The organism is Nonomuraea rosea, from assembly GCF_039539705.1.
GTDB classification, from domain to species: Bacteria; Actinomycetota; Actinomycetes; order Streptosporangiales; family Streptosporangiaceae; genus Nonomuraea; species Nonomuraea rosea.
Genome location: NZ_BAABDQ010000019.1, coordinates 1 through 26,701 on the forward strand (window position 1 = coordinate 1; position 26,701 = coordinate 26,701).

Below are 26,701 nucleotides of genomic sequence, written 5' to 3' on the forward strand. Positions count from 1 at the left end.
AGCGGCAAGTACGAGAACCAGATCCTGCCTTCCGGCATGTCGGCGGGCACGCCCCAAGAAGCCCTCGACTGCGCCTGCGGTCTCTACCTCAGCCACTGACCCCGAAGGACTTACGGGCAGGACCACTTAGGCTTGCCTCACCTAACCGATCAAGGAATGCCCATGCGCCTCAGCCTGGCCGTCGCCGCCATGCTCCCCGTCTTCGCCCTCGCCGCTTGCGGCTCCGGCACCACCGGCTCCCAGGAGGCGGGCGCCACCCGCACCGTGAAACACGCCATGGGTGAGACCAAGGTCCCCATGACCCCGAAACGCGTGGTGGTGCTCGACACGGACAAGCTCGACACCATGGTCACGCTCGGCCTCTCCCCCGTCGGCGCGGCGCAGGCCGCGCAGAACCAGGCCTGGCCCAAATACCTCGGCTCCGCCCTGTCGGGCACGAAGGCGGTGGGCACGCTTCAGCAGCTCAACATCGAGGCCATCATGGCGCTCAAGCCGGACCTCATCCTCGGCACCAAGTTCCGGCAGGCCGCGTTCTACGACAAGCTCAGCAAGATCGCCCCGACCGTGTTCACCGAGAAGGTCGGCGTCACCTGGAAGGAGAACTTCCTGCTCGACGCCGAGGCGCTGGGTAAGAAGGACCAGGCCGCGCAGCTCATGTCCGCGTACGAGACGCGGGCCAAGGAGGTGGGCGCCAAGTTCGCGAAGCTGAAGGTGGGCATCGTCCGGTTCATGCCGACCGAGATCCGGATGTACGGGCCCGAGTCGTTCAGCGGCATCGTGGTCGGGGACGCGGGCATCCCGCGGCCGGAGGTGCAGCAGCTCGCCGCCCAGGAGGACAAGCGGTTCGGCAAGCTGAGCCAGGAGAACATCGCGCAGGCCGACGCGGACGCCGTCTTCTACAGCGCGTACGGCGAGGCGGCCGCCAAGTCACAGGCCACGGTGACCGGCGGGCCGCTGTGGAAGAACCTCGAAGCGGTCAAGTCGGGCAACGCCCACAACGTGGACGACGAGATCTGGATGCTCGGCATCGGCGTCACGGCGGCCGGCAAGATCCTCGATGACCTGGTCAAGTACCTCACGCCACCGGCGTGACGGGGTCGCCCTGTCACGCCACCGGCGTGACGGGGTCGCCCTGTGTGATCCGGCCTGGGCGGGTCACGCGGGCGTACACGCCCAGGCAGGCCTGCGGCTCCAGGTCGAACACCGGCACCCGGTTGTGCTTGGCGACCGTCCGCAGGGCGTCGGTGTCGCGCCCGAGCTCGCCGTGGGCCAGCGTCGGCACCGCGCACCGCGGGCTCGGCACGATCACCTCGATCTCCGCCACGTCGCCGATGCGCAGCCGGCGCCCTGCCCAGTCGTTCTCCGCGAAGCCCTCCGCCGCCCCGCCGATCACCAGGTTGGGGCGGTAGCGGAGCGCTTCGACGGTCCCACGCGGGCTGAGCTCGCCGACCCTGGCGATGGCCGAGGTGGACACCAGATGCAGCGGCGCGAAGTCGAAGAACGTCCCCTCCGGCGCCGCCCCGCCGAGCCGCCCGACCGTGTACGGGACCTCCGCCTCGATCCCCTCCGCCAGCACCCGCTCGGGCACCGACCGCTCGAACTCCGCGCCTTCCGGCGGCACGTCGATCAGCCGTACCTCGCGGCCGAGCAGGCGGGACAGCTCCTCGTCATCCGGGACGCCCGCCCCCTCGATGGCCAGCAGCCCGCGCCACAGCCGGGGGTTCTTGGCGCTGGCGATCTTGCCGGTCGCGACGTCGAGCACCGCCCGCACCCGGTCCCCCGCGAGCCCGCGCTCGGCCATCTCGGCCTGCGCGATCTCCTCCCCCAGCATCGACTTGACGGGGTAGCGGCGCAGGGTTACGAGATGCATGAAACCCACTTTACGGGCGGTCGCCCGGACCCCCGGGCTCAAGCCTCGCTCGCCCGGGTCCGAGCTTCAAGCCCCGCTCGCCCAGGTCCCCAGCTCTAGGCCTCGCTAGCCCCCAGCTCTAGGCCTCGCTAGCCCCCAGCTCTAGGCCTCGCTAGCCCCCGGTTCTAGGCCTCGCTCGCCCAGAACCGGCGCAGATGCGGCACCAGCTCGGCGGCGCGCTCGTCGGGGAAGAACAGCCGCCCGTCCTCGATCTCGACAATCTCCTTGACGCCCGGGATCGTGTCCCGCAGCCACCGCGCCCAGCTCACGTCGAAGAACACGTCGCCGGTGCCCCACACCACCAGCGTCGGCACCGTGAGCACGGTGAGCTGCGGCTCGATCGCGATCATGTCCTTGGCGTCGATCGAGGCCAGCAGCCGCTCGAAGGCCCGCCCGCCGCCCGGCTTGCTCATGATCGGCCGCAGGAACGCGTCCACCAGCTCCTTCGGATCGGCGATCCGCTGATAGCCCTCGCCGAAGGCGGTGTGCGCGAGCAGCTCGGGCTGGTCCAGCACGGCCTCGGTCAGCGCGGCCAGCTCGCCTCTGACGGCCAGCTCGACCGTCGGCTTGAACGCCTCGGGCGGCGTGTTGGTGTGCACGTCGCAGTTGGTGAGGGTGAGCGTGCGCAGGCGCTCGCGATGCCGTACGGCGAAGACCTGCGCCACGGCGCCGCCGGTGTCGTTGGCGACCAGGTCCACCTCGGTGAGGCCGAGCTCGGCGCACAGCTCTTCCACCGCCTTGGCGAGCGCCGGGATGGACAGGTCGTCGCGCGCGGCGCTGCCACCGTGCAGCGGCAGGTCGATGGCCACGCAGCGGCGTTCGTCCTGGAGCTCGGCGATGACGTTGCGCCACAGGTAGGAGCTGGTGCCGACGCCGTGCACGAACAGGCTGACCGGGCCCTGCCCCACGTCCACGTAGGTGATGCCGTCCATGGTTCCTCCGTTTTACAAACCGACTGTCGGTCTATGAAATTACCGACTGACAGTCGGTTTGTCTACAGTGGTTCCATGAACCTCAAGGCGGAACGCGGCGCGGCCACCCGCGACAGGGTCCTGGCGATCGCCACGCGGCTGTTCGCCGAACGGGGCTACGACGACACCTCGATCGAGGCGGTCCTGCAGGAGTCGGGGCTGAGCAGAGGAGCCCTCTACCACCACTACGCGGGCAAGGACGCGCTGTTCGAGGCGGTGCTCGAAGCCACGGAGTCAGCGGTCGGCGACAAGATCACGGAGGCCGTGCGCGGGATCACCGAGCCGGCGCGGGCGCTCGAAACCGGCGTCCTGGCCTGGATCAAGCTCGCCGCCGACCCGGTCATCCAGCGCATCGTGCTCATCGACGCGCCCGCGGTGCTGGGCTGGGAGCGGTGGCGGGCGATGGAGGAGCGCTACTCGTTCGGGATGCTCAAGGCCGCGCTGGCGGCGACGCGCGCGGTGCCCGCCGAGTTCCTGGACCTGCACGCCCACATGCTGCTGGCCGCGATCAACGAGAGCGTCCTGATGGTGGCCAGGGGCGGCGACCGCCGTACGGCGGAGGCGGCCGTCGGGGAGTTCCTGCGCCGCCTGCTCCGCGGCGACTAGCCGTTCGGTCCGCGGGGGCCGGAAAGGGCGTCTGCGTGCCTCGGTGCTCGCCCGCGCCGACGTGGGCGCCCTGCGCGCCGTCATCCTGGCCTTTCACGCGCTTCCCGAGGAAGAGCGGACCCTGGAGTCGGCGCGGGGGGCGTTCGACATCCTGCGCGAAGAAACCCCGCGCCGATGACCGGCGCGGGGTTACTCGATGAGCGGGGTCCCGTCTGAGCGGGTCCCGTCTGAACAGAGTCCCGCTTGAGCGGGGTCCCGTTTGAGCGGGGTCCCGTCTGAGCGGGTCCCGTTTGAGCAGAGTCCCGGTTGAGCAGGGTCAGGCGGCGGCGGTGGCCATCTTGCGCAGCCGCGCCAGCGCGTCCCGCTCGATCCGGCGGGCGCGGTCGCGCCCGATGCCGTAACGCTCCCCGACCTCGGTGAGCGTGTGCTCGCGACCGTCCAGCAGGCCGTAGCGCCAGCGCAGCATCTCGCTGGTGTCGCCTTCGAGCCCGGTCAGCCACTCGTCCAGGCGCTCCCGCTCCAGGATGTCGATGGCCTGCTGCTCGGGGTCGGCCCACGTCTCGTCGGCGATCATGTCGCCGAGCTCGGTCTCGTCCTCGTCGCCCACGCCGAGCTGGAGCGAGACCGGGTCGGAAGCCCATCGCCGCAGCTCACGGACCCGCTCGATCGGTAGCTCGAGGATCCCGGCAAGGTCGTCGTCGGTGGGCTCGGCGTCGAACTCCGCCAGCATGTCGCGCCTGACCCGCATCAACCGGGTCATCTGCTCCCCGGCGTGCGTCGGCAGCCGCACCGGCCGCGCCTGCTCGTGGATGGCCCGACCGACCGACTGCCTGATCCACCACGTCGCGTAGGTGGAGAACTTGTAGCCCCGCCGGTAGTCGAACTTCTCCACCGCTCGCACCAGGCCCAGGTTCCCCTCCTGGACCAGGTCGATCAGCGGCATCCCGCGCCCGGAGTATTTCCTGGCCACGGCCACCACCAGGCGCAGGTTGGCCTGGATGAACTCGTCTTTCGCCCGTTGGCCCGAGATGGCCAGGCGCTCCAGCTCCTCGTCGGCCGCGTCCCCGATCCGCGGCTCCGAGCCCCCGCTGTCGAGCAGCTGCTCTGCGAAAAGACCCGCCTCGATCCGCTTGGCGAGCTCGACTTCCTCCTCCGCCGTGAGCAGTGGGACCCGGCCGATCTCGGCCAGATAGGTCCCCAGCAGGTCGCGTTCAGCGACATGCTGCTCCTGCGTGCGACTCCCCGTAGGCCTTGCCATCCCCAGGCACCTCGTTCCGCAGCTGCAGTTCTATACCCGGCCAACGTCCGGCCAGATGCAAAGATTCCCTAAACAACTACGACCGTGGGATGGTTCTGGATGTCCTCCTAAAGGAGGAGACCTTCGCGAAACACCTGGTGGACAAGGGGAACGCCCGGTCTGTAGGCCAGATGCACGTAAGAAGGCGCCGCCAGCACGACGAGGTCCGCGCGGGCTCCGCGCCGCAGCCAGCCTACGTCCGTACGCCGCAGCGCGCGTGCCCCGCCGTACGTCGCCGCCCTGATCGCCTCCAGCGGCGTCATCCGCATCTCGCGCACGGCCAGCGCCACGCAGAACGCCATCGACGAGGTGAACGACGACCCCGGGTTGCAGTCGGTCGCCAGCGCCACGGTCGCGCCCGCGTCGATCAGCCGCCGGGCGTCCGGATAGGGCGACCGCGTCGAGAACTCGGCCCCCGGCAGCAGCGTCGCCACCGTGTCCGAGTCCGCCAGCGCCGCCACGTCGGCCGCCGTCAGATGCGTGCAGTGGTCGGCGGAGGCCGCGCCCAGCTCGCAGGCGATCCGCACCCCCGGCCCCTCGCCGAGCTGGTTGGCGTGCACGCGCGCACCGAGGCCCGCCTTCAGCCCCGCGCTGAGGATCTCCCGCGTCTGGTCCCCGTCGAAGGCCCCGCGTTCGCAGAACACGTCCACCCACTTCGCGTACGGTGCGCACGCGTCGAGCATCTCCCCCGCCACCAGCCGGACGTAGGAGTCGGCGTCGAGGTCCGCGGGCACGACGTGCGCCCCGAGGAAGGTGGTCTCGTCGGTCAGCCCGGTGGCGATCTCCAGCGAACGCCGCTCGTCCGCCACCGAGAGCCCGTAACCGCTCTTGATCTCCACGGTGGTGGTGCCCTGGGCGAGCATCTCGTTCACCAGGCCGAGCGCCCGGGTGGCCAGCTCGGCGTCGCTCGCCTGCCGGGTGGCGGCGACCGTGGTCCTGATGCCGCCTCCCGTGTAGGGCTCGCCGGACATGCGGGCCTGGAACTCCGCCGTCCTGTCTCCCGCGAAGATCAGATGCGCGTGACTGTCCACGAAGCCGGGGATCACGCCGCGACCGGCCACGTCCACCCGCTCGTCGGCGTCGGGCGCCTGCGCGGCGGGGCCGGTCCAGGCGATCAGGCCGTCCTCGACGACCACGGCCGCGTCGGGGATCTCCTCGCGCTCGGGGTCTCCGGTGTACAGCAGCCCGATCCCGTCGATCAACGTCGTGGTCATCGCAGACTTCCCATCGCCTCGGCCAGCATGGATCCGACGTCGCCGAGCCGGTGCCGGCCCTCCGCGACCACGCGGCGCCCACCGGAGACGACCGAGTGCACGTCCGCCGCCGTGGCCGCGAACACCACGGCCTCCAGCCCCGTCGCGCCCGCCGTACGCACGGAGTCCATGCGTACGGACACCAGGTCGGCCCAGGCGCCGGGCACCAGCAGCCCCGCCTCGGGGAAACCGAGCGAGGCGTGTCCGGCGCCGGCGGCCGCGGTGAGCAGGTCGGCGGCCCGCCAGTGGCCGCGCCGCTCGCTGGCCAGCCGCTCGTTCAGCTCCAGCGCCCTGGCCTCCTCGAACAGGTCGATCACGGCATGGCTGTCGGAGCCGAGCGTGATCTGCGTGCCCCGTCCGGCCACCGTGCTGGCCGGGCCGATGCCGTCGGCGAGGTCGCGTTCGGTGGTGGGGCACATGCACATGTACGCGCCGGACTGCCCGAGCAGCTCGACGTCCGCGTCGGTCAGGTGGGTCGCGTGCACCGCGGTCGAACGCGGCCCCAGCGCCCCGCGCTCGTGCAGCACCTGCATGGGCGTGGCCGCGTACATCTCCGCGCAGGCCGCGTTCTCCGCCCGCTGCTCGGACACGTGCATGTGCAGCGGCGCGGCCTGACGGGCCGAGAACTCGGCCACGACCGGCATCTGATCGGGCGGCACCGCGCGCACCGAGTGGATGGCCGCGCCGATCTCCACCTCGGGCCTGCCCTCGTAGGCGGCGGCCAGGTCCTCGGTCCTGGCGGCCCAGCGGTCGGCGTTCGCGTCGCTGAAGCGCCGCTGCGGGCCGGACAGCCCCGCGCCGACGCCGCCTGACAGGTAGCAGGTGTCGAGCAGCGCGATGCGCAGCCCGGCGTCGAGCGCGGCCGTGATCAGCGCGTGGCCCATCGCGTTGGCGTCCTCGTACGGCCGTCCGTCCGGCCCGTGGTGCAGGTAGTGGAACTCGCCCACGCAGGTCACCCCGGCCAGCGCCATCTCGGCGTAGACGGCCCTGGCGAGCCGGAGGTAGCCGTCGGGGTCGAGCTTGGCGGCCACGTCGTACATGCCGTCGCGCCAGGACCAGAAGTCGCCCTGGCCCTCCTGCCCGGTGCCGCGCAGGGCGCGGTGGAAGGCGTGGGAATGGGCGTTGGCCAGGCCGGGGATGGTCAGCCCCGTCAGCCGCTCGGCCCCGCCGGGCTCGCCCTGGCCGACCCTGGTGATCCTGCTTCCCTCGATCTCGACGAGCACCCCCGGCGTGACGCCGGTGGGCAGCCAGGCCTGCTCGCACCAGTAGGTCAGCGACACAGATCCTCCAGGACGTCCGCGAGTGCCCCCACTCCCGCCTCGCAGTCTGCCCGCTCGGCGTGCTCGTCGGGGGAATGGGACACGCCCGTGGGGTTCCTGACGAACAGCATGGCGCTCGGGATGCCCGCCGTGGCGAGGATTCCCGCGTCGTGACCGGCCCCGGTCGGCAGGATCGGCGCGGGCGTGTCGCCCCCCGCGACCCCACCCGCGACCGTACTCGCGGCCCCACCCTCGGCCCGGCCCACGACCCCGGCCAGCCGGTCTCTGAGCGCTTCGTCGAAGTCGACCACCGGCGTCCACGACTCCTCCCCGACGCTCACGCCGGATCCGCCCTGCCCGGCGAGCTCCGCGGGCGCCGCCAGCTCGGTGAGCTCCGCCACGAGGGCGCGGACGGCGCGCTCGTCGGCGCCGCGCGCGTCGAGCCACGCCGAGACCAGGCCGGGCACGGCGTTCGCGTTGCCCGGCGAGACGCGCACCTTGCCGACCGTGGCCACCACGCCGCGCCGCACCGCCGCCTCCCGCGCGGCCAGGACCATCCGGGCGAACGGCAGCATCGGGTCGTCCCGGTCGGCCAGCCTCGTGGTGCCGGCGTGGTCGGCGCGCCCCCGGAAGTCGAAGCGCCACCGCCCGTGCGGCCAGATCGCACGGGCCACGCCCACCGGCCGCTCCTCGGTCACCAGCCCGCGCCCCTGCTCGACGTGCAGCTCCACGAACGTGCCGACGGTGGCCAGCGTCTCGTCGTCCCGCCCGAGGCCGCGCGGCTCCCGCCCCGCCCTGGTCAGGACGTCGGCCAGCGTGTCGCCCTCGTCGTCGCTCAGCCCGAGCGCCCGCCCGGGGTCGAGCACGCCGGTCAGCAGCCGCGACCCCATGCAGGGAACGCCGAACCTGGCGCCCTCCTCGTCGGTGAAGCAGGCCACGCCCAGCGGCACCGGCGGATCGAAGCCGCGGGCGCGCAGGAGGTCGAGCGCGGCGAAGGCGGACACGACGCCGAGCGGCCCGTCGTAGGCGCCGCCCTGGCGGACGGAGTCGAGGTGGCTGCCCGTCACCACGCCCGGCCGTCGGGACGGGTCGCCCCACCAGGCCCACAGGTTGCCGTTGCGGTCTTCGCGCAGGTCCAGCCCCCGCCGCGCGGCCTCGCCCGCGAACCACTCGCGCAGCTCCATGTCGGCCGCCGACCAGGCGTCCCTGAGGTAGCCGCCGGTCGCAGGGTCTCGTCCTATGTGCGCGAGTGGTTCAAGCATGGCTCCACTCTAGTGAATGGACTTATTCACGTCAGTTGACGGGACCACCTCTGGGCCGGACGGTCAGCTCGGTGAGGTGGGCGTCGGGGCCCGCTTCGACGGCGGCCAGCAGGGCGCGCGCGACGGTCTCCGGCGTGAGGTATTTGCCGGGCTCGAACGCGCCGCCCTCGTACTCCCGCACGCCGCGCTGCATGTCGGTGGCGGTCCTGCCGGGGTAGACGGTCGTGACCCTGAGCCGCGGCTCCTCCAGGCGCAGTGCGTCGGCGAAGGCCTTGAGCGCGAACTTGCTGGCCGCGTAGGAGGCCCAGTCGGGGTTCGCGCGCTGCCCCGAGCCCGAGTTGACGCAGACGACGTGGCCGCCCGCCCGCCTGAGGGCCGGCAGGAGCAGCCTGGTCAGCTCCGCGACCGCGACCACGTTCACCTCCATGGTCCTGCGCCACACGTCGGCGGGCTGGTCGGCGATCCTGCCGAGGACGCCGATCCCGGCGCTGTGCACGAGCACGTCGAGCCGTTCGATGTCCGCGACGTCCGCCTCGGTGACCCGGGTCAGCTCCACCGGCCAGGGACGGGCGTCGGGCAGCTCGGCCGCCACGGCGGCCAGCGCCCGCTCGTCCCGGCCGCCGAGGATGACGTGATGCGTCGGGGCCAGGGCCCTGGCGACGGCCGCGCCGATGCCCCGGGAAGCTCCTGTGACCAGCGCCGTTGCTCGTTCACTCATGAGACCAGCCTATTTGAGGTTGACGATCATTCAAATTTGAGTACAAACTTGAGCACATGTCATCGATGCGCATCCTGATTCTCGGCGCCCTTCTCGACGGGCCGATGAACGGTTACGGAGTCCGCCGACGCCTGGAGACGATGGGCGCCGACAACTGGGCGAACGTGGCGTTCGGCTCGATCTACCACGGCCTCGGCAAGATGGCCGACGAAGGGCTGCTGGAGATCGTCGAGGCGGGCAAGGGCGGCAAGGTCGTCTATGCGCTCACCGAGACGGGGCGCGCGGATTTCCACCGGATGCTGGTGACCGCCTGGCATGAGGTCAAGCCGATCGTGGACCCGTTCCAGGTGGCGCTGACCTTCATGGACCGACTGGAGAAACAGGAGATCCTGGACGCCCTGTACGGCAGGATGACCCAGCTCAAGACGAGCGTCGAAACCATCGGGCACATTTTCGGCGCCAAGCAGCGCTACGGCGCTCCCCAGCACGTGGACGAGAACCTCCGCCTGACGAGAGCCATGCTCCAGGCCCAGCTCGACTGGGTCGAAAAGGCGATCAAACAGGTCGAGGCCGACGAACTGCCCTGAGCAGCGAGGAGCTGAATCCCCCCATGATCATTCAGGCACACGGCCTGCGCAAGACGTTCACCACCAGGAGCAGGAAGGGCACACAGACGGTCGAGGCCGTACGCGGCGTGGACCTCCAGGTCGAGAAGGGCGAGATCTTCGGCGTGCTCGGCCCCAACGGCGCGGGCAAGACCACCACGATCAGGATGCTCTCCACCCTGATCGCCCCCGACGCGGGCACGGCCGTCATCGCGGGCCATGACCTGCTCAAGGACCCCGCCGCCGTCCGGCGCGAGCTCGGCTACGTGAGCCAGGCCGGCGGCGTCGAGGACACGACCAGCGCCAGGGCGCAGATCATGATGGCCGCCAGGATCCACGCCATCGACGACCCGAAGGGCGCGACGACCGGCATCCTGGACCGCTTCGACCTCACCGAGCTGGCCGACCGCCCGGGCCGTACGCTGTCCGGCGGCCAGAAGCGCCGGGTCGCCATCGCGCTCGGGCTGGTCCACAACCCGCCGCTGCTCTTCCTCGACGAGCCGACCACCGGGCTCGACCCGCAGAACCGGGCCAACCTGTGGGACCGCATCAAGCAGTTACGCGAGGCGGGCACGAGCGTGCTGCTCAGCACCCACTACCTCGACGAGGCCGACGCGCTGTGCGACCGGCTGATGATCGTCGACCACGGCCTGGTCGTGGCCGAGGGCACCCCGGCCGCGCTCAAGCGCGAGGTCTCCGGCGACGTCATCACGCTCAGGGTGAACGAGCTGGAGCGGGCCGCCGAGACCCTCAAGCCGTACGCCCGCGAGACCCGCGTGGACGAGGACATGCTGCGCGTCTACGTCGACGACGGCGAGCACACGCTGCCCACGCTGCTGCGGGCGCTGGAGGAGCAGGGCCTCGCGCTGAGCTCGATCGCGCTCGACCGCTCCACGCTCGACGACGTGTTCCTGGCCAAGACCGGCCGCACCCTCCGCGACGCTGGAGCCGCCGCATGATCCGCCACACCGTCCTGTTCACCGGCTACGAGCTGAAGAAGTCGTTCAGCAATCCGATCTGGCCGCTGTTCGGCATCCTGCAGCCGGTGCTCTACCTGCTGATGTTCGCGCCGCTGCTGAAGTCGCTGACGCCGGGCGGCACGACGGTCGACGCGCTGCGGATGTTCACCCCGGCGTCGATGATGATGATCGCCGTGTTCGGGTCGCTGTTCTCCGGGTTCGGGCTGATCGCCGAGCTGCGCAACGGCTCGCTGGAGCGTTACGCCGTCAGCCCGGCGTGGCGGCCGGCCATCGTGCTCGGGCGGGTGGCCAAGGACATGGTCACCCTGGTCTTCCAGGCGATCCTGGTGCTGGTCGTGGCCATCGCGTTCGGCGTCAGGATCGGGGGCGTCGAGCTGGTGCTCGTGCTGCTGCTCATGGCCGCGACCGGGCTGTTCGCCTCAGGGCTGTCGCAGGGGCTGGCGCTGACCGTGCGCGACGAGAACGGCATGTCGCAGACGCTCAACCTGTTCATGCTGCCGATCATGCTGCTCGCCGGGTTGTTCATCCCCATCCAGTACGCGCCCGACTGGATGAAGACCCTGGCCCCGATCAACCCGCTCTATCACGCGGTCGAGGCCGGGCGGGCGTTGTTCGACGGCCGGCTGTCGGACTCGTCGATCCCGATCGCGTTCGGGTTGTTCATCGGGCTGGCGGTGCTCACCACGATCTGGTCGATGCGCTCGCTACGCAGGATCGCCGGATAGGAACGTACCGGTCTCGTCGGTCATCCGCTCGTACTCCTCCAGCCTGGCCTGGGTGCGCAGCGGCGCGGCGTCGGCCATGGCCTCCACCAGGGCCATGGCCAGCGCCAGCGGCGCGGCGTGGGAATCGAACACGAGCCGGTCGCCGACGGGCGCGTCCAGCACGATCTCGGCCGGGAAGTCGGACCTGTCGGTGATGGCCGCCACCCGCAGCCCCATCTTCTCCGCGTACTCCAGCGCCTGCACGGCCTCCGTCGGATAGCGCGGCAGCACCACGGCCACCACCCACTCCGCGCCCGCCCGCCGCGCCGCGTGCAGCCCGTCGATCAGGTCCGAGCCGCCGTGGGTGAGCAGCCGCACGTCGGGATGGATGCGGCGGGCGTAGTAGGCGAACGTGGTGGCCAGCCCGCACGAGACGCGCAGCCCGAGCACCGGCAGCGGCTCGGTGGCGGCCAGCTGCTCGCCCAGCTCCTTCAGCGGGAACGCCGTCAGCCGCTCCCTGATCAGGGCGAGGTTGCGGATCTCGGCGTCGATCGCGCCGCGCAGCAGGCTCTCCTGCGGCGCCTCCACGCCGCCGCCCAGCACGAGCGGCCGCAGCGCCTGCCGCAGCTCGGGATAGCCCGCGAACCCCAGCACCATGGCGAACCTGGTCACCGACGGCTGGCTGACCCCCGCCCGCTCGGCCAGCTCCACGCTGGACAGGAAGATGGCCTCATCGAGATGCTCGCCGAGATAGTGCGCGATCCGCCGCTGCACGGGTGACAGCCTCCGGCCATCCAGGAGCACGCCCAGCCCACCGTGATATCCGTCCCCCACGCCACCTCCAACGTCGCCTGACCGGCATTCTCATCCCTCAACCTGAGAAAGCGGGAAAAGTCAGGACTCACGCATGGGGATGCGGACCCCGCGTTCGGCGGCCACCTCGGCGGCCGTGTCGTAGCCCGCGTCCACGTGCCGCATGACCCCCGTGCCCGGGTCGTTGGTGAGCACCCGGTTGAGCTTCTCGCCGGCCAGCGCGGTGCCGTCGGCCACGGTCACCTGGCCGGCGTGGATGGAGCGCCCGATGCCGACCCCGCCGCCGTGGTGGATCGACACCCAGGCGGCCCCGGAGGCGGTGTTGAGCATGGCGTTCAGCAGCGGCCAGTCCGCGATCGCGTCGGAGCCGTCGGCCATGGCCTCGGTCTCCCGGTAGGGGGAGGCGACCGAGCCGCTGTCGAGGTGGTCGCGCCCGATCACGACGGGCGCCTGGAGCTCGCCGGAGGCCACCATGTCGTTGAACCGCTCGCCCGCGACGTTGCGCTCGCCGTAGCCGAGCCAGCAGATGCGCGCGGGCAGCCCCTGGAAGTGCACTCTCTCGCCGGCCTTCCTGATCCACCTGGCCAGAGGCTCGTTGTCGGGGAAGAGCTCCAGGATGGCCCGGTCGGTGGCGGCGATGTCGGCCGGGTCGCCGCTCAGCGCGGCCCACCTGAACGGGCCCTTGCCCTCGCAGAACAGCGGCCTGATGTAGGCGGGCACGAACCCGGGGAAGTCGAAGGCGCGCGCGTATCCGGCCAGCTTCGCCTCGCCCCTGATGGAGTTGCCGTAGTCGAAGACCTCCGCCCCCGCGTCCTTGAACCCGACCATGGCCTCGACGTGCCGCGCCATCGACGTCCGGGCCCGCTCGGTGAACCCGGCCGGGTCCTTGTCGCGCTCGCCCGCCATGTCCTCGAACGCCACCCCCAGCGGCAGGTACATCAGCGGGTCGTGCGCCGAGGTCTGGTCGGTGACGATGTCGATCTCCGCGCCGCGGGCCAGCAGGTCGGGCACGGCCTCGGCGGCGTTGGCCACGACGCCGATGGACAGCGGCCGGCGGGCGTCGCGCGCCTCGCAGGCCAGCCGCAGCGCCTCGTCCAGCGAGGACGCCTGCACGTCGAGGTAGCGATGCTCGATGCGGCGGGTGACCGAGCGCGGGTCGCAGTCGACGCAGATGACCACGCCGCCGTTCATGGTGACGGCCAGGGGCTGGGCGCCGCCCATCCCGCCGAGCCCGGCGGTCAGCGTGATCGTCCCGGCCAGTGATCCGCCGAACCTCTTGTCGGCGACCGCCGCGAACGTCTCGTAGGTGCCCTGGAGGATGCCCTGCGTGCCGATGTAGATCCACGAACCGGCGGTCATCTGCCCGTACATGGTGAGCCCGGCCGCCTCCAGCCGCCGGAACTCCTCCCAGTTGGCCCAGTCGGGCACCAGGTTGGAGTTGGCGATGAGCACGCGGGGCGCCCACTCGTGGGTGCGGAACACGCCCACGGGACGCCCCGACTGCACCAGCAGGGTCTCGTCGCCCTCGAGCGTGGTGAGCGTCCTGACCAGCGCGTCGTACGACGGCCAGTCACGCGCCGCGCGCCCCGAGCCGCCGTAGACGACCAGTTGCTCGGGGTGCTCGGCGACCTCCGGATCGAGGTTGTTCTGGAGCATGCGGAGTGCGGCCTCCTGCGGCCACCCCTTGGCGGTGATCGTCGTGCCTCGGGGTGCGCGCACGGTGCGGCTCATCGTGACCCTCCTGAATGAACACATTCATCTTTGTCACCCGCACACTACAACGGCGCTAGCTCACCAAGAACTGGGTGGCCGCCAGCTCGCGGTAGAGATCGTCCGCGCCGACCAGCTCGTCGTGCGTGCCGACCGCCCGCACACCGCCCCCTTCCATGACCACGATCCGGTCGGCGTTGGTCACCGTGGACAGCCGGTGCGCGATGACCAGCACGGTCGTCTCCGCCGCCACCTCGGCGATGACCTCGCGCAGCCGCAGCTCGTTGACCGCGTCGAGCTGCGAGGTGGCCTCGTCGAGCAGCAGCAGCCTGGGCTTGCGCAGCAGCGCCCTGGCGATGGCGACCCGCTGCCGCTCGCCGCCCGACAGCAGCACCCCGCGGTGGCCGACCGCCGTCTCCAGCCCTTCGGGCAACCTGGACACCAGGTCGTCGAGCCTCGTACGGGCGATCGCCCGGGTCAGCTCCTCCTCCGTGGCGTCCTGGGCGGCGAAGAGCAGGTTCTCCCGCAGGCTGCCGGCCAGCACGGGGGCGTCCTGCTCGACGTACCCGAGGGTGGCCCGCAGCTCGCCCAGCGGCCAGTCGCGGATGTCCCGGCCGCCGATGACGATGGTGCCGCCCTGATGGTCGTAGAAGCGCTCCAGCAGCCCGAACACCGTGGACTTGCCCGCCCCCGAGGGTCCGACCAGCGCCGTCAGCCCGCCGGGCGGCACCTCGAAGCTGACCCCGTCGTGCACGATCGGCCGGTCGTCGCCGTACCTGAACTCCACGTCCTGGAACGTCACCCCGACCGGCTCGGTGCCCTCGGCGACCGCGGCGCTGACCGGCTCGGCGGGCAGGTTCTCGATCTCCTGGATCCGGGTCATCGCGGCCAGCCCGTTCTGCAGCTGGACCCCGCCCTGGACGAGCTGCCCGATGGGCGGCACCAGGTAGAACAGGTAGAGCAGGAACGCGATCAGCGAGGAGACGTCCAGCACGCCCGAGGCGACCCTGGACCCGCCGACCGCCAGCACGCACAGGAACGCGATCTGCACCGCCATCCACGTCGCCACGCCGGCCAGCGAGGTCCACCCGGCGACCTGCAACCCCCGGTCGCGGGCGCGCACCGCGGCGTCGCCGACCACGGCGATCTCCCGCTCCTCCGCGCCGCTCGCCTTCACCGTCCGGTACGCCTGCAGCGCCCGGTCCAGCACCGCGCCCATGTCGCCCACGGCCTCCTGCGCGGCCAGCTGCGCCCGCTGGATCTTCGGCATGATCAGCGCGACCAGCCCGCCGATCACCACCACCACGAGCAACGTGACCAACAGCAGCACGCCGTCCATGGTCGCCATCATGATGATGGCCCCGACCAGCATGAACGCCGCACTGACCGACTCGACGATGCCGTTGGTCAGCACCGCGCGCAGCAACGTCGTGTCACCGGTCACCCGCGACAGCAGGTCGCCAGGCTTGAGCCGGTCCACGTCGGCGACCTTGAGCCGGAGCATCCGGTCCACCAGCTTGCGCCGGGCGCCGAGCACGATGCCCTCACCCGTGCGTTCCATCAGATAGCTTCCAGCGGCCGACACGACGGCTCCGACCAGCACGGCCACGGTCAGCCCGAGTAACGGCCCGGCCATGGACTGGTCCTGGCCGAACGCGTCCACCACGTACTTGGCCAGCAACGGCATCGCGAGGCCCGCCACTGAGCCGATCAAGCCCAGCAGTCCGCCCAGGATCAGGATCTTCCGGTGCGGGCGGATGTAGGCGAGCAACTCCTTGACCACCGCATCTCCTTTCACGACATTTCTCGATTTGGTTCAACGAACGGGACCGCGTGATCCGCACCCCCCGACGAAGTCAACCTAAATTGACGACCTAAGTATGTCAACTTTGGTTGACCCTCCTCCTTGAGGATGAGACGGCGTCCGCGAAAGCCGCGAAAGTGACGACATCCAGAACACGGCCCCCGGACGAATAGGGCGTCGAGGAACCCGGCCGGAACCTCGTACCACCGATCAGCCCTTCGAAAGGACCGAACCATGGAGCTCCGGATCAACCGGCGCGCTCTAGTCGGAATTGGCCTCGCCGCGGCAGTAGCCGCGTCGTCGTTGGCCGTGCTCCGCACCGACTCCGGCATCGCTTCCTCACACCGTGAGGCCCCGGCCATCTCGGCCGACCCGCAGCACGACAACACCGACGTGTACGCATTCGTCAGCCCGGACAAGGCCGACACGGTGACCCTGCTGGCGAACTGGATCCCGTTCGAGGAGCCTCAGGGCGGCCCGAACTTCTATCCGTTCGCCAACAAGTCCCGTCACAACATCAAGATCGACAATGATGGCGACGCCAAGCCGGACATCACCTACGAGTGGGTGTTCCGTGACGAGGACAAGCGCGGCAACGACACGTACCTGTACAACAAGGCGCCCGTCACCTCGCTGAACGACCCCGACCTGCTCTACCGCCAGCGCTACACCCTCAAGCGCATCACGCCGGACGGCTCCAAGACGCTGATCTCGGACGGCATCGTGGCGCCGAGCAACGTGGGCCCCGCCTCGATGCCGAACTACGGCACGCTGCGCGCCCAGTCCATCAGGAACCTGCCGGACGGTGGCAAGACCTTCGCCGGTCAGGCGGACGAGGCGTTCTTCCTCGACCTGCGCGTGTTCGACTGCCTGTACGGCTGCGACCTGTCCGAGGTCGGCCAGGACACCACCAAGGGCTACAACGTCAACTCGATCGCGTTGCAGGTGCCCGCATCGGACCTGGCCATCAAGGGCGATGCCAAGGCCAACCCCGTGATCGGCGTGTGGTCCACCACGGACAAGTTCAACGGCGACAAGTACGTCCAGGTCTCGCGACTGGGCAACCCGCTGATCAACGAGGTCGTGGCGCCCGCCGGGCTCAAGGACGCGTTCAACGCTCTGCCTCCTGAGAAGGACGCCGACGTGGACGCCCTGGTCAAGCGGGTCACCGACCCCGAGCTGGCCAGACTGCTCCAGTCCCAGTACGGCATCAAGGCTCCCGCGACCCCGCGCAACGACCTGGTCGAGATCTTCCTGACCGGCATCGCCAAGGCCAACGGCCCGATCAAGGCCGACCTGAACTCGCAGAGCCTCAACAAGGACGCGGTCAAGCTGCGCCCCTCCGAGATGCTGCGGCTCAACATGTCGATCCCGCCCACGAAGGACCCGAACAGGCTGGGCGTGCTGGGCGGTGACCTCCAGGGGTTCCCGAACGGCCGCCGGCTCTCCGACGACGTCGTGGACATCGAGCTGCAGGCCGTGGCGGGTGCCGCCCAGTCCGGCAAGCTCGTGCCGGGGCTGACGGACAAGGTGGACAGGAACGACAGGCCCTTCCTGCAGACGTTCCCGTACATCCCGCTGCCCAGCAACGTCGCGGTGAACCAGCGATAACGACCTGACCGGCCTGCCCCCTCTCCAAGCAGGCCGGTCCCCCGGCGGCAGACTCCCGTCTCCCATCGTCTGCCGCCAAAGAGAGGGCCGGCCGGCCGTGCTCCCCGTCACGGCCGGCCGGCTCCGTACCCAGCTCTGGAGCTTCGGACATGCGCGCCTTCGCGATACTCGCCGGACTGGCCCTCATCGGGGTCATGGCCTTCACGATCTTCTCCTTCACGGCCGCGCCCGCCCAGGACCCGGCGGCGGACCGGCCCGTCACCGAGACGCTGCAGGCCCGGCTCAAGCGTCTGCCCACCGACTACCGCAGCTGGGCCCAGCTCGCCTCCCAGTACGTCGACCAGGCCAGGGTCACCGGCGACCCGTCGTTCTACACCAAGGCGGAAGGCGCGCTGGCCACCGGCGCCAAGCTCGCGCCCGCCGACGACACCGTCCTCGCCGGGCAGGCATCGCTGGCCGCCGGCCGCCACGAGTTCGCCGAGGCGGTCCGGCTGGCCGAGCGGTCCATCGCCGTCAACCCGTACGGAGCACCGGCCTACGGTGTGCTGGCCGACGCGAAGACGCAGCTCGGGGACCTGCGCGGCGCCCAGGAGGCCGTGGACAAGATGCTGAGCCTGCGCCCCGGGGTGCCGGCCTTCGCCCGCGCCTCGTACGCGGCCGAGCTGCGCGGCGACAAGACCGCCGCCCGCCGCTACCTCGACCTCGCCCAGAACGACGCCTGGCTGCCCGCCGACCTCGCCTACGCCCGCTACTACCTGGGCGAGCTGGCACTCCACTCCGGCGACCTGGCCACGGCCGGCACCTGGTACGCCAAGGCCCTGCAGGCCTACCCGGCCTACACCCCCGCGCTCGCCGGCCAGGCCAGGACCGCGGCGCTGAGCGGCCGGCTGACCGAGGCGCTCGACCTCTACCAGACGGTGGTCGACCGGCTGCCGCTCCCCCAGTACCTCATCGAGCAGGGCGAGACCCGGCTCAAGGCGGGCCAGGCGGCCGATTGGACGCTGCTCAAGGCGCAGCGCAAGCTGTTCCAGGCCGCCGGCGTGCGCGACGACCTGACGTGGGCCGAGTTCGAGGCCGACCACGGGGACCCGGCGCTGGCCGTGCGGCACGCCCGGGCCGAGTACGCCCGCAACCCGAACCTCGTCGCCGCCGACGCCCTGGCCTGGGCGCTGTTCAAGGCGGGCGAGCCGGCCAAGGCGCTGCCGTACGCGAAACAGGCCACCGCGACCGGCTGGCAGAACCCGCTGCTGCGCTATCACCGCGCCACGATCGAGCGGGCGCTCGGCCGCTCCGCCCGCGTGGAGCCCGGCTTCGACCCGACGCTGTCCGCATTGGCGAGGTTCTCATGAGAATGGTCAGGCTCGGCCTGTTGTCCGTCGCGATGGGCCTGGTGCTGTCGCTGTGCATGAGCGTCCTGCTCATCGCCGCCGCCCGCGCCACGACCGGGGCGCCTGCCACGGTCGGCGTGCCCGCCATGGTCGCGGCGCACCCGTTGGGGAACTTCACCATCAACCACTACAACGGCCTGCGCGTCTCACGCGCCGACGTGCGTAACCACGCCGTCGTTGACCTCGCCGAGCTGCCCACGCTGCAGGCGAAGCCGCAGGTGGACGCCGGGTACGCGGCTCGGCGCTGCGCGAAGCTGGCCGCCGCCCAGCGGCTGAAGGTGGCCGGCCGGGTCGTGCCCTGGCGCGTGATCGGCTCGGCCTTCGCCTACACCCCCGGCCAAGGGGGTCTCCAGACCAGCCGACTGGTGTGCCGGCTCGTGGCCGAAGTCCGTGCCGCGGGGGCCGTGGAGTTCACCGACGGGTTCGAGCAGGACCGGATCGGCTGGCGCGAGATCACCGCGGCCGGCGACGGGGTGCGGCTGACCCGCTCGTCCGTGCCCGCCACGAGCGTGAGCAACGAGCTGCAGTCGTACCCCGAGGACCTGTTGTCCGACCCGCTCGATCAGCGCACGGCCACGTTCACCGTGTCCGGGTCCGCTTACGGCGGCGGGCCCGGCGCCGCCGGCTCGGACGCCCCCGGGAGCGTCGTGCCCGGCGGGATCGGGATCGGCGGGCCGATCGGCGACGCGCTGAACGCGCTCGACCGGACGTTCACCGGTCTCATCGGCTCCGACTCGCTGACGCTGCCGCTCGGCCTCCTGGCCGTCGGGCTCGCCGTGGTGCTGGGCGCCGGGCACGCGCTGATCCCGGGGCACGGCAAGACCATCATGGCGGCGTACCTGGCGGGCCGGCGCGGCCGGCCGCGCGACGCGCTCGTGGTGGGGGCGACGGTGACCGCCACGCACACGGTCGGGGTGCTGGTGGTGGGGCTGCTGCTGAGCGTCTTCACGGCGCTGGCGGGCGAGTCGGTGCTGGCCTGGCTGGGGCTGGCCAGCGGCGTCCTGATCGCCATCATCGGCCTCCGCCTCCTCCTGAACGCCCGCCGCACCTCCCCGCACGGCCACGTCTTCGGCCACGGGCACGGTCATGGACACGGCCATGGACACGGTCATGGGCACGGGCATGGGCACGGGCATGGGCACGGACACGTGCACGACCACGGGCCTAGAGACGACCACGGGGACCACGGCGACCACGGGGACGCCGACGGCCACGACCACGGGGATCACGCTCAAGGGGACAATGGCCACGATCATGACGAGGCCAGGAGCAAGCGGTCGGGTCTGGTGGGGCTCGGCGTGGCGGGCGGGCTGGTGCCCAGTCCGTCGGCCCTGATCGTGCTGCTCGGCGCGATCGCGCTCGGCCGCACCTGGTTCGGGGTGGCGCTGGTGACCGCCTACGGCATCGGCATGGCGGCCACGCTCACCCTCACCGGCCTGCTCCTGGTCAAGCTCGTGGACCGCCTGGAGCGACGCGCCTCAGCCGGCCGCCGCCTGGCCGCCCGGGTGTCCGGCCTGGCCCCGGTGGGCACGGCCGCCATGGTCGTCCTGCTGGGCGCCGGTCTCGCCGTCCGCTCGGTCGCCTCCTTCTGACACCCGGATCAACCGTCCGCCGAGGCCCGGACAGCACGGCATCAAGCGAGGGCGCTCACATGTGCCGTCGGCCGCGCCGCGTGGACGGAAGATCGTGCCGCCCCGAGAGAAACTCCTGGAAGGCGATCTTGACCTTGATGACCGGCCGCCGCCACCGTTCCTCACGATGGATGGCCCTGGCCATCTTGCGCGCTGACCGCTTGGCGAAGAACCAGTGCGCCCACGGCGAGCCGGGCCGCGCCAGCCGTACCGCGCCGACCAGCAGCATCGGCGGGACGAACAGGCCCGCCATCCCCGTCCAGATCTTCCCCTTGAGCAGCGTGACGACGGCTAACACCAGGTTGGCCACGATCAGCGCGGCGGGATTGACCGGCGTGCCGTAGTCCCAGGTCAGCGGGCGCAGACCGATGAGCAGCAGGCCGGTGACGGCGACCGCGATGAAGACCGCGTCCACGGACGTCCGCCCCTCCTCCTCCCAGTACACGTCGTGCAGGTGCAGGATCAGCGCGAACTCGTCCAGCACCAACGCGGACCCGAGGCCGAAAACACAGGCCGCGGCGGCGGCCCCGGCCTGCGAGGCGGGCGACGCGGTCGAGACGACGAGGCCGGTGACCCCGCCGACGAGCATCAGCACCACGCCGAACACGACGTGGTGGATGTGCATCTCGCCCACGTTCAGATTGCGGAACCAGCCGATCTTCGCCCTGATCAGCCGCACGTTGATGCGCGTGGCGATGAACGCCACGATGAGCGTGACGAAGTAACAGAACAGCGGCAGCCGTCCCGTCGCGACGATACTTTGCTGGAACCAGTTCCCCATGACCCTGAAACTGATGGTACGAGCCCCGTGCCCCTTCTAGGTCACTTGCCGGGACCACCGCCGCTCGTACAAGCTCACGATCGCGGACCGCCGTGGCCCTGGTCATCGGCAGCCGCGCTCATACGACGCTGCGGTAAGGCAGGCGGGGCGCACGCTCACAAACGCCTCCACCGGTGACGACTACCAGTTCACGCATGAGCGGCTGCGCAGGCGCCTCTCAGGAGAGGAACGCGCGTAAGAGCGCCGCCGTGCCCTCCAGGTGCTCGGCCACCGCCCGGCGGGCCGCGTCCGGGTCGCCGGAAAGGATCGCGTCCACGATGGCCTGGTGCTGTACGGCGGCGTGGTCCAGGTTGACCTGCAGCATGGGGATGGCGTTGAGCAGGTCGCTGATCCTGGAGCGGGCGTCCGCGCACGTCGTGGCCAGCAGGGTCGAGCCGGTCAGCTCCGCGATGGACAGGTGGAAGGCCGTGTCGAGGCGGCGGTAGTCCTCGATGGCGGCCGCGTTCAGCTCCGACAGCCGGCGGACGAGCACGGCCCGCTTCTCCTCGGTCAGCTCCGACGCGGCCAGCACCTGCGCCGCCCCGCACTCCACCGCCAGGCGGAACGTCAGGGCGTCCGACAGGTCCGCCCGACCCATCTCCCTGACCGCCTGACGGAGATCGCCGTCCTCCGGCTTGGGCGGGACGTAGATGACGAACGCGCCGCCGTAGCGGCCCCGCCGTACGTCGAGATAGCCCGCGTCCGACAGCGCGCGGATCGCCTCGCGCAGGGTGACCCGGCTGATGCCGAGCCGGACGGCGAGCTCACGCTCAGGGGGCAGTTTGTCGCCCGGCGGGACCACGCCCAGCTTGATCGCCTGCAGCAGGCGCTCCACGGTCTCCTCGAAGGCGTTACCCGCCCTGACCGGGCGAAGCACCGTCATCAAACGCGCCGACTCGTCCAACGTGTCCTCAGGTCTTGACAACCGATCCCGCCATGCACATCAATGGTCTGAGACTAGCCCAATTAACGGGAAAGCGCGTCAGGCCAGATCGGAGCGACCCAGCGTGAGCCAGTCACCGGGCACCGGATTCCTTTCCGTCGGCGACCTGCGCGACGAGGTGACGGCCGGCCGGATCGACACCGTGCTCCTCGCGATCGCCGACATGCAGGGCAGGTTGCAGGGCAAGCGGCTGTCCGCGCGCTATTTTCTCGACGAGGTGCTCGACCACGGCTCCGAGGGGTGCAACTACCTGCTCGCGGTGGACGTGGACATGAACACCGTGGGCGGCTACGCGATGTCGTCCTGGGACCGGGGGTACGGCGACTTCGTCATGAAGCCGGACCTCGCGACGCTGCGCCGGGTGCCGTGGCAGGAGGGGACCGCGATGCTGATGGCGGATCTGGCCTGGGAGGACGGCGGCGACGTGACCGCCTCGCCCCGCCAGATCCTGCGCAGGCAGATCGCCCGCCTGGCCGAGCGCGGGCTGGCCGCGTACGTGGGCACCGAGCTGGAGTTCGTCGTCTACGAGGACAGCTACGAGGACGCCTGGAAGCGCGCCTACCGGGACATGTCGCCGGCCAACCTGTACAACGTCGACTACTCACTCCTCGGCACCGCCCGCATCGAGCCCCTGCTGCGCCGCATCAGGCGCGGCATGGAGGGCGCCGGCCTCTACGTCGAGTCCGCCAAGGGCGAATGCAACCTGGGCCAGCACGAGATCGCCTTCCGCTACGACGAGGCGCTCAGGACCTGCGACCACCACTCCATCTACAAGAACGGCGCCAAGGAGATCGCCGCCCAGGAGGGCAAGTCGATCACCTTCATGGCCAAGCCCAACCAGCGTGAGGGCAATTCCTGCCACATCCACATCTCGCTGCGCAGCCTCGAAGGCGACCCCGTGATGGCGGGCCCGGAGCCGTACGGGCTGTCCACGCTCGGCGCCCGGTTCATCGCCGGGCAGCTCGCCTGCCTGCGTGAGCTGACCCTGCTGTACGCCCCCAACATCAACTCCTACAAGCGCTACGTCCCCGGCAGCTTCGCCCCCACGGCCGTCAAGTGGGGCGTGGACAACCGCACCTGCTCGCTGCGGCTCGTCGGCCACGGATTGTCGCTGCGGGTGGAGAACCGGGTGCCGGGCGGCGACGTGAACCCGTACCTCGCGGTGTCCGCGCTGATCGCGGCCGGGCTGCACGGCATCGACAACGAGCTGCCGCTGGAGGACGCCTTCGCGGGCAACGCCTACGACTCCGGCGCCGAGACCGTGCCGCACACGCTGCGCGACGCGCTGGCGCTGTTCGAGGGGTCGAAGCTGGCTCGCGAGACGTTCGGCGAGGACGTGGTCGGGCACTACGCGAACAACGCGCGGGTGGAGCTGGCCGCCTTCGACGCGGCGGTGACGGATTGGGAGCTGTTTCGTGGTTTCGAGCGGATGTGACGGGCACGCATGAAGATCATCAATCCGGCGACCGAAGAGGTCCTGGCTGACGTCGAGCCGGCGGACGCGGCCGAGGTCGACCGGGCGGTGGAGCGTGCCAGGACGGCCTACGCGACCTGGCGCGAGGTCTCACCGGGTGACCGGGCGCGGCTGCTGCGGCGGTTCGCGGACCTGGTGGGCGAGCACGGCACGGAGCTGGCGATGCTGGAGCTGGCCAACGCCGGGCATCCGATCGGCAACGCGCGCTGGGAGGCCGGCGCCGTGCGCGACGTGCTGCACTTCTACGCCGGCGCCCCCGAGCGCAACCACGGCAAGCAGATCCCGGTGCCGGGCGGCGTGGACATGACGTTCCAGGAGCCGCTGGGCGTCGTGGGCGTCATCGTGCCGTGGAACTTCCCCATGCTGATCATGTCGTGGGGCGTGGCCCCCGCGCTGGCGGCCGGCAACACGGTGATCGTCAAACCGGCCGAATGGACTCCGCTGACCGCGCTGAGGCTGGCCGAGCTGGCCCTGGCGGCGGGCCTCCCCGAGGGGGTGCTCCAGGTGCTGCCTGGAGTAGGGGAGGTCGCGGGAGCCCGCCTGGTCGAGCATCCCGGCGTGGCCAAGATCGTGTTCACCGGCTCGACCGAGGTGGGCAAGGAGATCGCCGCCAAGGCGGCGGCGCAGGTCAAGCGGGTCACGCTGGAGCTAGGCGGCAAGTCCGCAAATATCGTCTTTGCGGACGCAGATCTCGAAAAAGCGGCCAAAACCGCGCCTTATGCCGTTTTCGACAACGCGGGCCAGGACTGCTGCGCCCGCTCCCGCCTCCTCGTCCAGGCCGATGTGTACGACGAGTTCATGGAACGCCTCGGCGCGGCCGTACGCGGCGTCAAGGTCGGCGACCCCCTCGACGAGGGCACCGAGATGGGCCCGCTGATCAGCGCCGAGCATCTCGGCCGGGTGCGCGGCTTCGTCGAAGGCACTCCCTACCTCCAGGGATCATGCCCGGCGGGCAAGGGCTACTGGTTCCCGCCGACCGTGCTGACCCCCGGCGTCACCGACCGGGCGTTCACGGAGGAGATCTTCGGTCCTGTGCTGTCGGTGGCGCCGTTCAAGGACGAGGCGGAGGCCGTACGCATCGCCAACGACACCCCCTACGGTCTGAGCGGCTCCATCTGGACCCGCGACGTGGGGCGGGCGCTGCGCGTGGCCAGGGCCGTCGAGTCCGGCGCCCTCTCGGTCAACTCCCACTCGTCCGTCCGCTACTGGACCCCGTTCGGCGGCTTCAAGCAGTCCGGCCTCGGCAGGGAGCTCGGCCCTGACGCCCTCGCGGCGTTCACGGAGACCAAGAACGTCTTCATCTCATGGGAGTGATTGTGCAGCGGTTGCAGGATCGGGTGGCGGTCATCACCGGCGCGGGCAGCGGCATCGGGCTGGCCACGGCGCGCAGGTTCGCCGACGAGGGCGCCAAGGTGGTCTGCGTGGACATCGACGAGGAGTCGGGCGTCAAGGCGGCGGCCGAGGTCGCGGGCACCTTCGTCAAGGCGGACGTGACCAGCGAGGACGACGTCGTCAGGATGTTCGAGACGGCGTTCGCCACCTACGGCAGCGTGGACATCGCCTTCAACAACGCCGGCATCTCGCCGCCGGACGACGACTCGATCCTGGAGACCGGCCTCGACGCCTGGCGCCGCGTCCAGGAGGTCAACCTGACCGGCGTCTACCTGTGCTGCAAGCACGCCATCCCGTACATGCGCCGCCAGGGCAAGGGCTCGATCATCAACACGGCGTCGTTCGTGGCGGTGATGGGCTCGGCGACCTCGCAGATCTCCTACACCGCGTCCAAGGGCGGGGTGCTGGCGATGTCGCGCGAGCTGGGCGTCCAGTTCGCCAGGGAGGGCATCAGGGTGAACGCGCTGTGTCCCGGCCCGGTCAACACGCCCCTTCTGCAGGAGCTGTTCGCCAAGGATCCGGAACGCGCCCAGCGGCGGCTGGTGCACATCCCCGTGGGGCGTTTCGCCGAGGCGTCGGAGATCGCGGCGGCGGTGGCGTTCCTGGCCAGCGACGACGCGTCGTTCATCACGGGCAGTGAGTTCCTGGTGGACGGCGGCATCTCGGGCGCCTACGTCACACCGCTCTAACGTCGGGGAAGGTTCCGTGCAGCGTCCTGTCATCGGCATCACGTCCTACGTCGAGCCCGCGCGGTTCACGGTATGGGACATGACCGTCGCGCTCCTGCCGTACATGTACGTGGAGCAGGTCGTACGCGCCGGCGGCCAGCCCGTCGTGCTGCCGCCGGCCGGCGATCCCGCGCCGGTCGTGCACCGCCTCGACGGCCTCATCCTGGCCGGCGGCGGCGACATCGACCCCGCGCGGTACGAGGAGCCGCCGCACGACCGAGCCAGCTATATAAGGAAATTTCGCGACGATGCCGAGTTCGCGGTCCTGGCCGCGGCCCTCGACGCGAACCTGCCCTTCCTCGGCATCTGCCGCGGCCTCCAGGTCCTCAACGTGGCCCTCGGCGGCAGCCTGCACCAGCACCTGCCCGACGTGGTCGGCCACACGGACCACTCCCCCGCGCCGGGCACGTTCGGCGCGCTGCCCGTCACCCCCGCCCCCGGCACCAAGCTGGCGAAGGCCCTGGGGACGAGCCCCGTGACGGTCCCGCACTATCACCACCAGGCCATCGACCGCCTCGCCCCCGGCCTCACGGTCGCCGCCACCGCGCGGGACGGCACGATCGAGGCGGTCGAGCTGGACTCGGCCCCCTTCACGCTGGCCGTGCAGTGGCACCCGGAGGCCGCCGAGGACTGCGCACTCTTCGAGGCGCTCGTCGCGGCCTGCTGAGCCGTTACTGGAAAGCTTCTTTACGAATATCTGAGCCGAAAAACCAGCAAAACCCCTGGAAAACGGGGCCATAGCGTGACGTTATGGGAAGTTGTTGGGTACCGCACTCTCCTGCACGGGTGTCAACCTGAGGGCATCCCCAGCCGGCCGGGGCTC

At 70.8% G+C, this 26,701-nt stretch carries 25 protein-coding genes; 13 read left to right on the forward strand and 12 right to left on the reverse strand.

What is annotated here, in order from left to right; all coding sequences use genetic code 11:
• Nucleotides 1-162 precede the first annotated feature (162 nt).
• Nucleotides 163-1,092, forward strand: coding sequence for an ABC transporter substrate-binding protein (locus ABEA43_RS35605; RefSeq protein WP_345568857.1), 930 nt, complete (start codon nt 163-165; stop codon nt 1,090-1,092).
• Between the two features lie 13 nt (nt 1,093-1,105).
• Here ABEA43_RS35605 and ABEA43_RS35610 read toward each other — a convergent pair whose 3' ends face one another.
• Nucleotides 1,106-1,870, reverse strand: a complete 765-nt coding sequence (locus ABEA43_RS35610) for an MOSC domain-containing protein (protein ID WP_345568860.1) — start codon at nt 1,868-1,870, stop codon at nt 1,106-1,108.
• Between the two features lie 164 nt (nt 1,871-2,034).
• A complete protein-coding gene (locus ABEA43_RS35615; protein ID WP_345568861.1) occupies nt 2,035-2,841 on the reverse strand; it encodes an alpha/beta fold hydrolase in 807 nt (268 codons plus the stop codon).
• Between the two features lie 75 nt (nt 2,842-2,916).
• Here ABEA43_RS35615 and ABEA43_RS35620 point away from each other — a divergent pair, with 75 nt between their 5' ends.
• Both ABEA43_RS35620 and ABEA43_RS35625 read left to right on the forward strand, forming a co-directional pair.
• Nucleotides 2,917-3,486: a TetR/AcrR family transcriptional regulator gene (locus ABEA43_RS35620; protein ID WP_345568863.1), complete on the forward strand. Its 570-nt coding sequence runs from the start codon at nt 2,917-2,919 to the stop codon at nt 3,484-3,486.
• A 43-nt stretch (nt 3,487-3,529) separates the two neighbouring features.
• Complete coding sequence (locus ABEA43_RS35625; protein ID WP_345568864.1) at nt 3,530-3,664, forward strand: hypothetical protein; 135 nt, start codon at nt 3,530-3,532, stop codon at nt 3,662-3,664.
• A 138-nt stretch (nt 3,665-3,802) separates the two neighbouring features.
• On the opposite strand, the gene ABEA43_RS35630 is transcribed toward ABEA43_RS35625, so the two are convergent.
• From ABEA43_RS35630 to ABEA43_RS35650, 5 genes are all read right to left on the reverse strand, one after another.
• On the reverse strand, nt 3,803-4,744 hold the full coding sequence (locus tag ABEA43_RS35630; RefSeq protein ID WP_345568865.1) for a sigma-70 family RNA polymerase sigma factor: 942 nt from the start codon (nt 4,742-4,744) through the stop codon (nt 3,803-3,805).
• 107 nt (nt 4,745-4,851) lie between these two features.
• Nucleotides 4,852-5,997 carry an imidazolonepropionase gene (gene hutI / locus ABEA43_RS35635; protein ID WP_345568866.1) on the reverse strand — a complete coding sequence of 382 codons (1,146 nt, stop codon included), beginning with the start codon at nt 5,995-5,997 and terminating at the stop codon, nt 4,852-4,854.
• Nucleotides 5,994-7,316 (reverse strand): formimidoylglutamate deiminase, encoded by a 1,323-nt coding sequence (locus ABEA43_RS35640; RefSeq protein WP_345568868.1) that lies wholly within the window; start codon nt 7,314-7,316, stop codon nt 5,994-5,996. The genes hutI and ABEA43_RS35640 overlap by 4 nt, the downstream gene beginning before the upstream one ends.
• Entirely contained in the window at nt 7,307-8,557 is a 1,251-nt protein-coding gene (locus ABEA43_RS35645; protein WP_345568869.1) for an allantoate amidohydrolase, read from the reverse strand. The genes ABEA43_RS35640 and ABEA43_RS35645 overlap by 10 nt, the downstream gene beginning before the upstream one ends.
• 31 nt (nt 8,558-8,588) lie before the next feature.
• The gene (locus ABEA43_RS35650; protein ID WP_345568870.1) at nt 8,589-9,275 is read right to left on the reverse strand and encodes an SDR family oxidoreductase; all 687 of its coding nucleotides are present in this window, start codon (nt 9,273-9,275) and stop codon (nt 8,589-8,591) included.
• Nucleotides 9,276-9,331: 56 nt separating this feature from the next.
• Here ABEA43_RS35650 and ABEA43_RS35655 point away from each other — a divergent pair, with 56 nt between their 5' ends.
• From ABEA43_RS35655 to ABEA43_RS35665, 3 genes are read left to right on the forward strand one after another with little or no spacing between them, the layout of a single operon-like run.
• The gene (locus ABEA43_RS35655; RefSeq protein ID WP_345568871.1) at nt 9,332-9,862 is read left to right on the forward strand and encodes a PadR family transcriptional regulator; all 531 of its coding nucleotides are present in this window, start codon (nt 9,332-9,334) and stop codon (nt 9,860-9,862) included.
• Between the two features lie 23 nt (nt 9,863-9,885).
• The gene (locus ABEA43_RS35660; RefSeq protein WP_345568872.1) at nt 9,886-10,839 is read left to right on the forward strand and encodes an ATP-binding cassette domain-containing protein; all 954 of its coding nucleotides are present in this window, start codon (nt 9,886-9,888) and stop codon (nt 10,837-10,839) included.
• A complete protein-coding gene (locus ABEA43_RS35665) occupies nt 10,836-11,585 on the forward strand; it encodes an ABC transporter permease (RefSeq protein ID WP_345568874.1) in 750 nt (249 codons plus the stop codon). Before ABEA43_RS35660 ends, ABEA43_RS35665 begins: the two co-directional genes overlap by 4 nt.
• On the opposite strand, the gene ABEA43_RS35670 is transcribed toward ABEA43_RS35665, so the two are convergent.
• The 3 genes from ABEA43_RS35670 to ABEA43_RS35680 are packed head-to-tail and all read right to left on the reverse strand — an operon-like array spanning nt 11,565 to nt 15,870.
• The gene (locus ABEA43_RS35670; RefSeq protein WP_345568876.1) at nt 11,565-12,398 is read right to left on the reverse strand and encodes a MurR/RpiR family transcriptional regulator; all 834 of its coding nucleotides are present in this window, start codon (nt 12,396-12,398) and stop codon (nt 11,565-11,567) included. The two genes, ABEA43_RS35665 and ABEA43_RS35670, sit on opposite strands and share 21 nt — an antisense overlap.
• 60 nt (nt 12,399-12,458) lie before the next feature.
• The gene (hutU, locus tag ABEA43_RS35675) at nt 12,459-14,108 is read right to left on the reverse strand and encodes a urocanate hydratase (RefSeq protein ID WP_345568877.1); all 1,650 of its coding nucleotides are present in this window, start codon (nt 14,106-14,108) and stop codon (nt 12,459-12,461) included.
• Nucleotides 14,109-14,163: 55 nt separating this feature from the next.
• Nucleotides 14,164-15,870, reverse strand: coding sequence for an ABC transporter ATP-binding protein (locus ABEA43_RS35680; protein ID WP_345568878.1), 1,707 nt, complete (start codon nt 15,868-15,870; stop codon nt 14,164-14,166).
• A 255-nt stretch (nt 15,871-16,125) separates the two neighbouring features.
• On the opposite strand from ABEA43_RS35680, the gene ABEA43_RS35685 reads away from it, so the two are divergent.
• From ABEA43_RS35685 to ABEA43_RS35695, 3 genes are all read left to right on the forward strand, one after another.
• Nucleotides 16,126-17,502 (forward strand): DUF4331 domain-containing protein, encoded by a 1,377-nt coding sequence (locus ABEA43_RS35685; RefSeq protein WP_345568880.1) that lies wholly within the window; start codon nt 16,126-16,128, stop codon nt 17,500-17,502.
• A 149-nt stretch (nt 17,503-17,651) separates the two neighbouring features.
• A complete protein-coding gene (locus ABEA43_RS35690) occupies nt 17,652-18,851 on the forward strand; it encodes a tetratricopeptide repeat protein (RefSeq protein WP_345568883.1) in 1,200 nt (399 codons plus the stop codon).
• Nucleotides 18,848-20,482, forward strand: coding sequence for a HoxN/HupN/NixA family nickel/cobalt transporter (locus tag ABEA43_RS35695; RefSeq protein ID WP_345568885.1), 1,635 nt, complete (start codon nt 18,848-18,850; stop codon nt 20,480-20,482). The genes ABEA43_RS35690 and ABEA43_RS35695 overlap by 4 nt, the downstream gene beginning before the upstream one ends.
• A gap of 55 nt (nt 20,483-20,537) precedes the next feature.
• Here ABEA43_RS35695 and ABEA43_RS35700 read toward each other — a convergent pair whose 3' ends face one another.
• Together ABEA43_RS35700 and ABEA43_RS35705 are read right to left on the reverse strand one after the other, a co-directional pair.
• A complete protein-coding gene (locus tag ABEA43_RS35700) occupies nt 20,538-21,302 on the reverse strand; it encodes a hypothetical protein (protein ID WP_345568887.1) in 765 nt (254 codons plus the stop codon).
• Nucleotides 21,303-21,519: 217 nt separating this feature from the next.
• Nucleotides 21,520-22,224, reverse strand: coding sequence for a FadR/GntR family transcriptional regulator (locus tag ABEA43_RS35705; RefSeq protein ID WP_345568888.1), 705 nt, complete (start codon nt 22,222-22,224; stop codon nt 21,520-21,522).
• A 124-nt stretch (nt 22,225-22,348) separates the two neighbouring features.
• On the opposite strand from ABEA43_RS35705, the gene ABEA43_RS35710 reads away from it, so the two are divergent.
• From ABEA43_RS35710 to ABEA43_RS35725, 4 genes are read left to right on the forward strand one after another with little or no spacing between them, the layout of a single operon-like run.
• Complete coding sequence (locus tag ABEA43_RS35710) at nt 22,349-23,719, forward strand: glutamine synthetase family protein (RefSeq protein ID WP_345568890.1); 1,371 nt, start codon at nt 22,349-22,351, stop codon at nt 23,717-23,719.
• Between the two features lie 9 nt (nt 23,720-23,728).
• Nucleotides 23,729-25,072: an aldehyde dehydrogenase family protein gene (locus ABEA43_RS35715; RefSeq protein ID WP_345568892.1), complete on the forward strand. Its 1,344-nt coding sequence runs from the start codon at nt 23,729-23,731 to the stop codon at nt 25,070-25,072.
• Nucleotides 25,063-25,839, forward strand: coding sequence for a 3-oxoacyl-ACP reductase (locus ABEA43_RS35720; protein WP_425570406.1), 777 nt, complete (start codon nt 25,063-25,065; stop codon nt 25,837-25,839). The genes ABEA43_RS35715 and ABEA43_RS35720 overlap by 10 nt, the downstream gene beginning before the upstream one ends.
• 16 nt (nt 25,840-25,855) lie before the next feature.
• Nucleotides 25,856-26,545: a gamma-glutamyl-gamma-aminobutyrate hydrolase family protein gene (locus ABEA43_RS35725; RefSeq protein WP_345568893.1), complete on the forward strand. Its 690-nt coding sequence runs from the start codon at nt 25,856-25,858 to the stop codon at nt 26,543-26,545.
• Nucleotides 26,546-26,701 lie beyond the last annotated feature (156 nt).